The following is a 12,415-nucleotide window of genomic DNA, read 5'->3' on the forward strand; positions in this document are numbered from 1 at the left end:
CGTCGAATGGCTGGATTCGGCCGCATTTCCCAGGGATTAACAGGTCAGTAACGTTGAAAACAGCACTATTTCGACCAAGGTCGAGCAATATTAACGGATAGGGTCGGTTTGAACACTATTTCCAGAACACTATTTCCGTCGAATGGCTGGATTCGGCCGCATTTCGCAGGGATTAACGGGTCAGTAACGTTGAAAACAGCACTATCTCGATCCTGGTCGAGCAATATTAACGGAATAGAGTCGGTTTGAGTTACTACTCAGGTACAACACTTTGTTTTATCGCGGGTCCTGAACACTATATGTTATGTTTTGGACTTCATAAACTTGTGAATTTCACGTCATTATTGGGCTGCGTTGCAGGATAGATATCAATATATAGTAGCTCGGACGCCAACTTTACTCAAATTGTTCTATATAGGTACCTAAGTAGTAACCGGTTTGAACCTTATTTGCTCGATCGCCCGATTGGGCCGCGTTTCCCGCGACAAGCCCGGCAAAAAATCGCGTCACTTTTTGGGGCTTTTTTACCTTCATTTTAGTTTGTTTTAATGTTTGTTTAAGGTTGCGGGTGCAATATATAGACAAGAAGAACAACACAAAGCGTTGCTTCGGCAACAGGGAGAAAGAAAACGGAGGAGGATCTTGCAATGGACAATAACAAACGCGATTACAGCGACTTTTTCAAGTCGAACGACGAGGAGTCGAACCGCGAAAACCATAACGAGCAGCAGGACAAAACCGAAAAGCCATCCTACTACTATTCGTACGGCCCGTTCAAATCGTCGGCCGGCAGCGAATCGGGGGATACGACGACGGCTTCGTCCGACGACGGAACGTCCCAAGTCGAAATTACCGCGCCCCGTCCGGTACGGCCCTACTTCGGATATTCCGACAGAGGCGGCCAGATGCAGGCGCCGCAAGCCCCCCAGAATCCGTGGGAATTTAACGGAGGCAAGAAAAAATCGGGCTCGTTGAAATCGTATTTCGCCACTTTTTTGGCTGGTGCGATCGTTGTCGGCAGCTTGATGTTCGCCTCGGACAAATGGAATTTGTTCAGCGACGCGGGCGTGCTGTCGACGAGCAACAGCGCGACGGCCAGTTCCGTGACAAAGGCCAACGGCAACGGCGGCAATGGAGGAGCGACGACGGCGGCGCTGGAGTCGGTCGTCAGACCGGACAACATTTCGCAGATCGTCAACAACGCAAGCCCGGCCGTCGTCAAAATCAATACGTACGCCAAATCGAACACGCGTTCCAGAAGTGGGACCAGCAACGATATATTCGACTACTTCTTCGGCAACGGGCAGCGCCAGCAGCAACCGAATAGCGGCGGCACGAATCAGCGTCAAACGCTGGGCATGGGCTCGGGCTTCATCTTCGACAAGGAAGGCTATATTTTGACGAACGAGCATGTCGTCAACGGAGCCGACGAGATCGAGGTTGAAGTGCAAGGCTTCACCGAGCCGCTCAAAGCGAAGCTGCTCGGCTCGGAATACAGTCTGGATTTGGCCGTGCTCAAAATCGAGAAGCAAAGCGGCAAAGAATTCACCGCGCTCCAGCTCGGCAGCTCCGACGACATCAGCGTCGGCGACTGGGTGGTCGCGATCGGCAACCCATACGGCTTCGACCATACGGTAACGGTAGGGGTGCTCAGCGCGAAGGAACGTCCGATAGATATTCCGGATACGCAGGGCACGCGGGAATACAAGCATTTGCTGCAAACGGACGCCTCGATTAACCCGGGCAACTCCGGCGGTCCGCTCCTGAACCTGCAAGGCCAAGTCATCGGCATTAATACAGCAGTCAGCTCGCAAGCGCAGGGTATCGGCTTCGCGATTCCGACAAGCACGGTCACCTCGGTGCTGGAGAACCTCAAAAACAACGTGAAAATCCCGATCCCTTACATCGGCGTCAACATTCAAGACGTGCCGGAGGAATGGGTGAAGGAGCTGAAGCTGGATAATACAGAGGGGACGATCGTCGCCTCCGTCATCCAAGGAAGCCCGGCTTCCAAAGCTGATCTGCAACCGTATGACGTCATTACCGAGGTGAACGGGACGAAGGTGAATAATACGGAGGAGTTCCGCAATACGATCAAAAGCTTGAAGGTAGGCGACAAAGCGACGCTCAACGTCCGCCGCAACGGCAGCACGCTGACGACGGCGGTCATTATCGGAGACATGAATAAATAAGCAACCGCCGCGACGGGAAGAGGAAAGCAGAGGACGCCGGAACGCTCCTCCTGCTTTCCTTTTTCGTTGTCCATTTGATTCGCGGCCGGGGGTATAATACGATAGAACTGTCACGAAGGTTTACGTCACTTTTTGGGGAATGGAATCTGGGGTCCCCGAAAAGTACCCGGAATCGACTGCAAAGGGTTACGTCACTTTTTGGGGAATGGAATCTGGGGGTCCCCGAAAAGTACCCGGAATCGACTGCGAAGGTTTACGTCACTTTTTGGGGAATGGAATCTGGGGTCCCCGAAAAGTACCCGGAATCGACTGCGAAGGTTTACGTCACTTTTTGGGGAGAATGGAGGGGTGCCGATTGAGAGAGCACATTCTGGTTATAGACGACGATGAGAAAATAACGTCCATGCTGCGGCGTTCGCTCGCGTTCGAAGGGTATTCGGTCACGACCGCGAATAACGGCGCCGAAGGGCTGAAGCAGATGCTGGCGATGGAACCGAGCCTGCTTATATTGGACGTCATGATGCCGCACATGGACGGCTGGGAAGTATGCCGGCGCATACGGGAAGGCGGCAGTACGGTGCCGATTCTAATGCTGACGGCGAAGGATGAAGTAGCCGATCGCGTAAGAGGACTGGATCTCGGTGCCGACGATTATTTGGTGAAGCCGTTCGCGCTGGAGGAGCTGCTGGCGAGAATCCGATCGCTGATGCGTCGTCGCGGCGATGCCGCCGAGCAGAAAACGAACCGCACCCAATACGACGATATTACGCTCGATTTGGACACTCGCGAAGTGATCCGCTCCGGAAAGACGATCGAGCTCACGACCAAAGAATTCGATTTGCTCCATTTGTTTCTGCAAAATCCGAAGCGGGTGCTGTCGCGGGATATTATTATGGAGAAAATATGGGGGTACGACTACAGCGGCGAATCGAACGTGCTCGAAGTATACATCGCACTGCTGCGGCAAAAGCTTGAGGAGTACGGCGGCAAGCGGATCATTCAAACGGTTCGGGGAGCGGGCTACGTACTGAGAGGGGAATGACGGATGTCGATACGTCTGCGTCTCACGCTCTGGTATTCGGGTATATTGGCCGTAACGCTGCTTGTATTCGGAGTAGGACTGTATACGTTTTTCAATTACAAATTGAACAACGATCTGCGCAACGAGCTGATCATGCAGGCGCAGGAGGTCAACAAGGGAATACGCGGCTACGGCGTTTTTTACACGCTGCCGGATTTGCGGGAATTCAAGTCGGCAGGCATTTTTTTGCAAAGCATCTCGATTCAGGGGCAAATCAAGCGCTCCAGCAACCTGAAAATCAACCTGCCTTATTCGGAGGAATCGATCAACCGGGTATTGGAAGGCAAGGTCGTCTTCGAAACGATCAGCGTCAATCAGGAATACATGATCATGTATTACAGCCCGCTCGTGCTCGAAGGCTCTCTCGTCGGTGTGCTGCAGGTTGCGACCCCGATCGACGACGTCGAGCATTTTCTGTACAATTTAAGGCTCATTCTGATCGTAATAGGCTTGCTGACCATATTCCTGGCGGCCTCCGCGGGCTGGTTCCTGTCGCGCAAAGCGCTCCAGCCGATCGAGAACGTAATCGATGCGGCCAATGCGGTGGAGAAAAGCGCGGACTTGAGCAAGCGGATCGATTACGTCGGACCCAGGGACGAAATCGGTCGTCTTACCGACACGATCAACGGCATGCTTTCGCGCATAGAAGGCATGTATTCGGAGCTGGATGAAGCCTATCGCGCCCAGAGGCGCTTCGTCTCGGACGCTTCCCACGAGCTGCGCACTCCGCTGACTACGATCAGGGGAAATGTGGACCTGCTGGAGAAAGTATGGAAATCGACCGCCCTCGAATCGGGCAAGGGAATCGACACCGGCATTCGGGTCATTCAGGACGGCAACGTCGAGCTGTCGCTGGAGGCGATGCATGATATCGCTTCCGAGGCGGAGCGGATGTCGAGACTCGTCAACGATATGCTGTCGCTGGCCCGGGCCGATGCGGGCTTTACGATGAGCAAGGAGCCGGTGGAAATGAATCCGCTTATCGAGGAAGTGATTCGCCGGGCGCAGTTTTTGCCTCGAAGCGCCGAATGGATATCCGGAGATTTGACAATGCTCGACGGCGTATATGTACAGGGGAATAAAGATTACTTGCAGCAGCTGCTGTTCATACTCATCGAGAACGCGTTCAAATATACCGAAGCGGGACACGTCAAGCTGGATGCGCTGTATGCGAACGGGCAGGTCGGCATCCGGGTGAGCGACACCGGAATCGGGATGGACAAGGACGAAATTCCTTATATATTCGAACGGTTTTACCGGGCGGATCCGTCTCGCGGCAAAAAGGCCGGGACCGGGCTAGGGCTGTCCATTGCGAAATGGATCATCGATCAACACGGAGGCTCGATCGAGGTGAAAACGCGGAAGGAAGAAGGTACCACGTTCATCGTATGGCTGCCCGCCCTGACTTCCCTTTCTTCTGAAGATTGAATACGGTATAATGAAATTGAAAATAAATCTCAGTTCGAGTCAAATCGTGTCGAAAGCAGGCGGATTGCGATGGAAGTGTTAAAAATATCTCCCAGAGGATATTGCTACGGCGTTGTCGATGCAATGGTTCTCGCGCGTCAAACGGCCCGCAACCTCGATTTGCCGCGGCCGATCTATATTTTGGGCATGATCGTGCATAATAGTCATGTAACGGATGCGTTCGAAGACGAAGGAATCATTACGCTCGACGGCGCCAACCGACTGGATATTTTGGACCAGATCGAGAAAGGAACGGTCATCTTCACCGCTCACGGCGTTTCGCCGGAAGTGCGGAAGCGCGCCCGGGACAAAGGGTTGACGGTCGTCGATGCGACATGCCCCGATGTGACCAAGACGCATGTCCTGATCCGGGAGAAGACGGAAGAAGGCTATGAAATTATTTATATCGGCAAGAAGGGGCACCCCGAGCCGGAAGGCGCCATCGGTATAGCTCCCGAACACGTTCACCTTATAGAGAAGGAAGATGAAATCGATCGGCTGCAGCTGTCTTCCGACAAAATCATCATTACGAACCAGACGACGATGAGTCAATGGGATATCCGGCATATTATAGGCCGGTTGATCGCCAAATTCCCTTCCGCTGAAGTGCATAACGAAATATGTCTGGCCACTCAGGTGCGCCAGGAAGCGGTGGCCGAGCAGGCGAAGGAAGCGGATCTCGTCATCGTCGTAGGGGATCCGAGGAGCAACAATTCGAATCGTCTTGCCCAAGTATCGGAAGAGATAGCCGGAACGAGAGCGTATCGGATATCCGACGTATCGGAAATCAAAACCGAATGGCTGCTCGGCATAACCAAAGTAGGAGTAACGTCGGGAGCTTCCACGCCTACCCCGATCACGAGAGAAGTGATCGGATATTTGGAGCAATTCGATTCCAAACGGCCCGAGACGTGGGAAATCAAACGAACGATCAATAAAAGCAAGCTGCTCCCGCCGGTCAAAGCACTTTCACAAGAATAGGATGGGGACCGATGCCGGTACAAGTGAAGCGTTCAGCCAGAACCGCTAATCCGTCGCGCCTCACTCGGACGTTCAGAGGAATAGCCCGATGGTTTAAGTACAAATACTTGCTGCTGTCGAGGGCGAAAGGCGGAGCCGCGAAAGTGGCCGCCGGCTTTTCCATCGGTCTTGCCGTGGAAATGTTCACTCTGCCGACGTTCGGCCTGGCCTTTTTTCTTATATTTCCGCTTGTTTATATATTCCGGGCCAATTTTGCCGGCGCTTTAATCGGTTTCGTTTTCGGCAAAATCATTTATATTCCGCTCGCTTTCGTCAATGCGAAGGTTGGCGGCTTGATCGTGCCGGACCGGTTTAACGAGTGGATCTCGTTTTTGCCGTATTGGATCGAGAAAATGCTCTACGTCAATGCGAAGCTGATCGTCGGCGGCATCGTGGACGGAACGCTGATCGCCCTGCTGCTCTATTTCCCGCTCAAGCAGCTGCTTCAGCTGTTTACGTCGAAGCGGTCCGAGAAGCGCCGGGTACGCCGGGAGCAGCTCGTGCTGAAAGAATCGAACAATTGATCATGTTGGAAGGTCGCCGGAATTCCGTTTCCGCGGCCTTTTTTCGTCGTTGAGTCGATGTCCGGAGGACTGCAACAGGAAGGTTTCGATCAGAAGCCGTTCTGTCCGGCCATGTTTTCCCTATTGACGGGAGACGGAATATCGGGTATATTTACTTTAGCGATTAAAAGCATAAAAGCTTAAAAGCGTATACGCGTTGAAGCGTCTAAGCGAGAAAAGAAAAGCGATCCGCCAGCCGGACGCACACATACAAGGAGAGTGACTATTTATGATCGCAGTAACGTCCAGCCATATTTCCGACGAGCGCATCGCCGAAATCGTCCACCATATCGAGAAGCAAGGCGTACAAGCCCACGTGTCCAAAGGTACGGACCGTACCGTTATCGGCATTATCGGCAAAGCCGATCCGAAGCTGGCCGAACAGCTTCGCCAAATGTCCGGCATCGAGAACGTCATCAAAATATCGAAATCCTACAAGCTGGCAAGCCGCGATTTCCATCCGGACAATACGGTCATCAGCATCAAGGGCGTAGAGATCGGCGGCAACGAGCTCGTTATTATGGGCGGTCCTTGCGCGGTCGAGTCTCCGGAGCAAATCGACGAGATCGCCCGGCTCGTCAAGGCGGCAGGCGGCCAAGTGCTGCGCGGCGGCGCGTTTAAGCCGAGAACCGGTCCTTACAGCTTCCAAGGCGTCGGGGTGGAAGGGCTGGAGATGATGGCCGAAGCCGGCAAGAAGCACGGCCTGCTGACCATCACCGAAGTCATGACGCCGGAATATGTCGATGTTTGCGCCGAGCATGCCGACATTTTGCAGGTAGGTACGCGCAATATGCAAAACTTCGACCTTCTTCGCAAGCTCGGAACGATTCAAACGCCGGTATTGCTGAAGCGAGGCTTTAGCTCGACTTACGACGAATTCCTGAATGCGGCCGAATACATTTTGGCGGGAGGCAACCCGAACGTCATGCTGTGCGAGCGCGGAATCCGAACATTCGAGACGTACACGCGAAACACGCTCGACTTGACGGCCATTCCGGTTCTTCACCAATTGAGCCATCTTCCGGTCATTTCCGATCCGAGCCATGGAACGGGTCGCCGCGAGCTCGTCGAGACGATGTGCAAAGCGTCGGTCGCCGCTGGCGCTGACGGCTTGATCGTCGAGATGCACACCGATCCGGACAATTCGATGACGGGAGACGGCGTGCAGTCGCTGTTCCCGGACCAATTCGCCAAGCTGCTGCAGGATCTCGAGAAATTGGCTCCGCTGTGCGGCAAAACGTTCGAGACGAAGAAAGAACCGATTCACTCGTAAAAGGTTGCCGAAAACGAACGGTCCATTCGGGACAAGCGGATACGAATGGCTTGAAACAGCTCTTGACATCAGGCTTCCGTCTTATAGACGGGGGCCCTTTTTGCGTTTTTTTATCGAATATTCCAATTTCATCGGAAGCAAAAGCTATTTTTTTGTCGAAATTGTGAAGTGAAACGCTTTCAATGTCAACAAAGCTGACATGATAATAAAAAATACCTTACATAAGTATTGACGCTGTTTTGAACCTTGCTTATAATTAATTCCATAATCAATAAAAAACCTGAACAATGATCTTCAGCATTGCGGAGAATGTTCGGAAATGGGAGGATTTGAAATCATGTCTGTCCAAAATGTGCTCAATCTGATCAAGGAAAAAAATATCGAGTGGGTAGATTTCCGTTTTGTCGGATTGTCGGGTAAAGCGCAGCATATCAGCTTGCCAAGCAGTGAGGTAGACGAAGATACGTTCGTAAACGGCGTGGCGTTCGACGGTTCCTCCATCCCTGGCTTCCGCGGGATCGAAGAGTCCGACATGGTCATGATGCCGGATACGGAAACCGCTTATGTGGATCCTTTCACCGCACATCCTACCGTAATCATTATGTGTAACATCTACACGCCGGACGGCGAACGCTACGAGCGCGACCCGCGTTCGATCGCGCAAAAGGCGGAAGAATATTTGCAACAAGCCGGTATTGGTACGGCCGCATTTTTCGCTCCCGAGTCCGAGTTTTTCATCTTCGACGACGTTCGTTTCGAAACGGGCATGAACAGATCGTACTTCGAAGTCGATTCCGAAGAAGCGGCATGGAACAGCGGACGCAAGGAAGAAGGCGGAAACCTCGGTTTCAAAGTGCCGGTTAAAGGCGGATACGTACCAGTAGCCCCAATGGACTCGCAGCAAGACATCCGCAGCGAAATGTGCCGATTGATGGCTGAAGCGGGACTTCGCATCGAGCGTCATCACCACGAAGTGGCGACTGCCGGTCAAGCCGAAATCAACTTCCGTTTCGACACGCTGACGAAAACGGCCGACAACCTGCTGAAATATAAATATATCGTGCACAACACGGCCCGCCAATACGGCAAAGTGGCAACCTTCATGCCTAAGCCGCTGTTCGGGGACAACGGATCCGGCATGCACGTTCACCAATCGATCTTTAACGGCGACACGCCTCTGTTCTATGAAAAAGGCGCTTATGCGAACCTTAGTGAAACAGCGCTTTACTATTTGGGCGGTATTTTGCACCATGCTCCGGCTTTGATCGCGATCACGAATCCGAGCACGAACTCGTTCAAACGTCTCGTTCCCGGCTACGAAGCTCCTGTCAACCTCGTGTTCTCCAAAGGCAATCGTTCCGCAGCGGTACGTATTCCGATCGCGGCCGTTACGCCTAAAGGATGCCGTATCGAGTTCCGTACGCCGGACTCCACGGCTAACCCGTACTTGGCATTCGCAGCCATGCTGCTCGCCGGTCTTGACGGCATCAAGAACAAAATCGACCCGCGCAAATTGGGCTACGGTCCTTTCGACACGAACATCTATGAGTTGTCCGATGCCGAGAAGAACGAAATCCGCAGCGTACCGGGCACGCTTGACGAAGCTCTTGACGCACTCGAGGCCGACAACGAGTTCTTGACTCAAGGCGGCGTATTCACGAAAGATTTCATCAGCAACTATATTGACCTCAAACGCGGCGAAGCGAAGTCCGTCAATATCCGCATTCATCCTCAAGAATATTCCTTGTACTTCGATTGCTAATTCGATATCAGGTAGCGCGCCTCCGGCTTTACGCCGGGGGCTTTTTTTCGGTTTCGGAGAGCTGCCGGTGTCCGGAACATGAACAACCATATGACATTTGTCAGCGGGCAACTGGACCAAAGACCGGGTGGAAAAACAATCCACAGTCTGATTTATTCGCTCCTGCATTGCTCTACAATGGGTTATGGAGAGAGACAAAGACAAAAAACAAAAAATCGGATAAGGTGGAAACCAAACATGAAAACTTTGAACATGGTCAAAAAAGGCGTAGTCATCGGCGGTGTCGCGGCTGCCCTGCTGCTCGGCAGCACGATACCCGGCTTCGGGGGAGCGGCGGCGCATGCGGCTACTACGCAAATCGATTATAAAGCGATCGTCGAGCGCAATTTGTCCGGTGTGGTCGGTTATGTCGGATCTATTGCCAATCGGGAGGACAGCGAAGTTAGAGAAGAACTGATGCGGGGTCAAAACCTGGTGCAACTATCCGGCTTGACCGGCTCGGAACTGTTAAATCGATTGACAGCTTCGCTTGACCAATCGATCGATCTGGCAGCCCGGAATGACAAGGCGATTACGAAGGAAGAGTTAGGCCGGATTAAGAGCGACGCGGCGAAACGGATATCGACGATCATCACGACCGGCGGCTATGACGATACGAAGCGGGAGAATGTCGATTACGATACCATCATTAATCGTTACATGACTGGTCTAGTCGGTTACGTCGGAGGTATTGCCAACCGAAGAGACAGCGATGTGAGGGAATTGCTGCAGCAAGGCAAAAGCTTGACGGAGCTGTCCGGCTTGACCGGCTCGGAACTGCTGAATCGATTGACGGCACCACTCGACCAATCGATCGATCTGGCCGCCCGGAGCGACAAGACGATTACGAATGAAAAACTCGACCGGATCAAGAGCGATGCGGCGAAACGGATTTCGACGATCATCACGACCGGTGGCTATGACGATACGAAGCGGGAGAATGTCGATTACGAAATCATTATCGATCGTTACATGTCCGGTATTGTTGGCTATGTCGGAGGTATCGCCAACCGAAGAGACAGCGATGTGAGGGAATTATTGCAGCAAGGCAAAAGCTTGACGGAGCTGTCCGGCTTGACCGGCTCGGAACTGTTGAATCGATTGACAGCTCCGCTCGACCAATCGATCGATCTGGCTGCCCGGAGCGACAGGACGATTACGTCCGAAAAGCTCGGCCGGATCAAGAGCGATGCGGCGAAACAGATTTCGACGATCATCACGACTGGCGGCTATGACGATACGAAACGAGAATACGTCGATTACGATACAATCATTAGTCGTTATATGACTGGTCTAATCGGTTACGTCGGAGGTATCGCCAACCGGGGAGACAGCGAAATGAGGGAATTGTTGCAGCAAGGCAAAAGCTTGACCGAGATATCCGGCTTGACCGGTTCGGAACTGTTGGATCGATTGATAGCTCCGCTCGATCAATCGATCGATCTGGCCGCCCGGAGCGACAATACGATTACGAACGAAAAACTCGACCGGATCAAGAGCGATGCAGCGAAACAGATTTCGACGATCATCTCGACAGGCGGCTACTAAGGATACGCGATGAAGACCCTCCCGACAACGGGAGGGTCATTCTTTTGTAACAATTTCATCGTATCCTTAATCCAGAAGCCCGGGGATTCGTTACGAGGCGGGGAGGATGGGTTATGGGAACCGGATGGACGGAAGACGATGCGGTGCATTTGCTGAGTCGGACGACATTTCATGTGTCGTCGAACGATTTGAGCGCCGCGCTTTCTCTTGGCAAAGAGGAAACGGTGCGTAGACTGATCGAGGGCGTTCGGCTGGCCGGAGACAACAGGGCGATGCCGCCGATCGAGGAGACGAAAGCGGACGGCAAGGAGCTGAAGCCTAACGAAATCAGCGACGAGCAAACCTATTGGCTGTACAGGATGGCTGCAAGCGACGAGCCGCTTAAGGAAAAAATGACGCTGTACTGGCACGACCATTTCGCAACCTCGTACCGGAAGGTGAATGATGCCGCGCTTATGCGGAAGCAGAACGAGCTGTTCCGGACGAAGGCGCTCGGCAGCTTCCGCGAGCTCGTGCTCGAGGTCGGACGCGATCCGGCTATGCTCATTTGGCTGGATTCGAACAGCAACAAAAAAGGCAAGCCGAACGAAAATTACGCCCGCGAAATTATGGAGCTGTTCACGCTCGGCCTCGGCAATTATACCGAGGAGGACATAAAGGAAGCGGCGCGCGCGTTCACCGGCTGGGGATACGATCGCAATAACGCAAAGGTCGTTTATAATGCCAAGCAGCATGACGCCGGCTGGAAAAACGTGCTGGGGGAGACAGGCAATTTCGACGAGGAGTCCGTCGTGGATGTGCTGTTTCGGCAAAAGGCTCTCGCCCCGTTCATGGCGCGCAATCTGCTCTCTTATTTCGGGACGCCGAATCCGTCCGAGCAATGGGTAGCGACGGTGGCCGCCGATTTTGCCGAAAAGGAGACCGTCGGCGACGTGCTTCGCGCATTGTTTGAATCCGACGAATTTTATAGGCCGGAATATCGGCTTACGGTCGTTAAAAGTCCTGCCGAATATGTCGCGGGCATCATCCGCGCTTTCGATATCCCGATGGCCAAAAGCTTTGCGTCTTCGATGCGCAGGATGGGGCAGGAGCTGTATATGCCTCCGGACGTAGCAGGCTGGGACGGAGGGGCTGCGTGGTTGATGGCCAGCTCGTTGCTGTCGCGCTCCCAGTTCGCGGAGTCGGTGTCGAAACGGGTCAAAACCAATTTGCTCACATCCGCGGCCTATATGCCGGAACGCAAAGACAACGCAGAGGATTGGGTCGATTTGTGGCGGAGAAACGCCGGCGTATGGGGTCTGGGAGAACGAAGCCGGAGCGTGCTGGCGAAATATGCGGACGAAACGTTCGTCCATGCGGCGGCGAAGGTGAACGGGATGAGGGGATTGCTTCAATTGCTCATGATCAGCCCCGAAGCCCAGATGAAATAACGGACGAGGAAGGGACGCTTCGCGCGAGTAGCGAAGCGCA

General features: G+C 53.3%; 9 protein-coding genes. All 9 read left to right on the forward strand.

What is annotated here, in order from left to right; genetic code table 11:
* The first annotated feature begins 647 nt into the window (after window positions 1–647).
* Window positions 648–2,192, forward strand: a complete 1,545-nt coding sequence (locus FE784_RS32955) for a S1C family serine protease (protein WP_139606504.1) — start codon at window positions 648–650, stop codon at window positions 2,190–2,192.
* Between the two features lie 355 nt (window positions 2,193–2,547).
* Window positions 2,548–3,234, forward strand: coding sequence for a response regulator transcription factor (locus FE784_RS32960; protein WP_139606505.1), 687 nt, complete (start codon window positions 2,548–2,550; stop codon window positions 3,232–3,234).
* A gap of 3 nt (window positions 3,235–3,237) precedes the next feature.
* Window positions 3,238–4,701, forward strand: a complete 1,464-nt coding sequence (locus FE784_RS32965) for a sensor histidine kinase (RefSeq protein ID WP_139606506.1) — start codon at window positions 3,238–3,240, stop codon at window positions 4,699–4,701.
* A 69-nt stretch (window positions 4,702–4,770) separates the two neighbouring features.
* Window positions 4,771–5,721, forward strand: a complete 951-nt coding sequence (locus FE784_RS32970) for a 4-hydroxy-3-methylbut-2-enyl diphosphate reductase (protein WP_139606507.1) — start codon at window positions 4,771–4,773, stop codon at window positions 5,719–5,721.
* 11 nt (window positions 5,722–5,732) lie between these two features.
* Window positions 5,733–6,284, forward strand: coding sequence for a DUF2062 domain-containing protein (locus FE784_RS32975; protein ID WP_139606508.1), 552 nt, complete (start codon window positions 5,733–5,735; stop codon window positions 6,282–6,284).
* Window positions 6,285–6,552: 268 nt separating this feature from the next.
* Complete coding sequence (gene aroF / locus FE784_RS32980) at window positions 6,553–7,596, forward strand: 3-deoxy-7-phosphoheptulonate synthase (RefSeq protein WP_139606509.1); 1,044 nt, start codon at window positions 6,553–6,555, stop codon at window positions 7,594–7,596.
* 337 nt (window positions 7,597–7,933) lie between these two features.
* The gene (gene glnA, locus FE784_RS32985; RefSeq protein ID WP_139606510.1) at window positions 7,934–9,358 is read left to right on the forward strand and encodes a type I glutamate--ammonia ligase; all 1,425 of its coding nucleotides are present in this window, start codon (window positions 7,934–7,936) and stop codon (window positions 9,356–9,358) included.
* 237 nt (window positions 9,359–9,595) lie between these two features.
* Window positions 9,596–10,945, forward strand: a complete 1,350-nt coding sequence (locus FE784_RS32990; RefSeq protein ID WP_139606511.1) for a hypothetical protein — start codon at window positions 9,596–9,598, stop codon at window positions 10,943–10,945.
* 113 nt (window positions 10,946–11,058) lie between these two features.
* Window positions 11,059–12,375 carry a DUF1800 domain-containing protein gene (locus tag FE784_RS32995; protein ID WP_139606512.1) on the forward strand — a complete coding sequence of 439 codons (1,317 nt, stop codon included), beginning with the start codon at window positions 11,059–11,061 and terminating at the stop codon, window positions 12,373–12,375.
* Window positions 12,376–12,415: the final 40 nt, after the last annotated feature.

The organism is Paenibacillus hemerocallicola, assembly GCF_006265175.1.
GTDB lineage: Bacteria > Bacillota > Bacilli > Paenibacillales > NBRC-103111 > Paenibacillus_AB > Paenibacillus_AB hemerocallicola.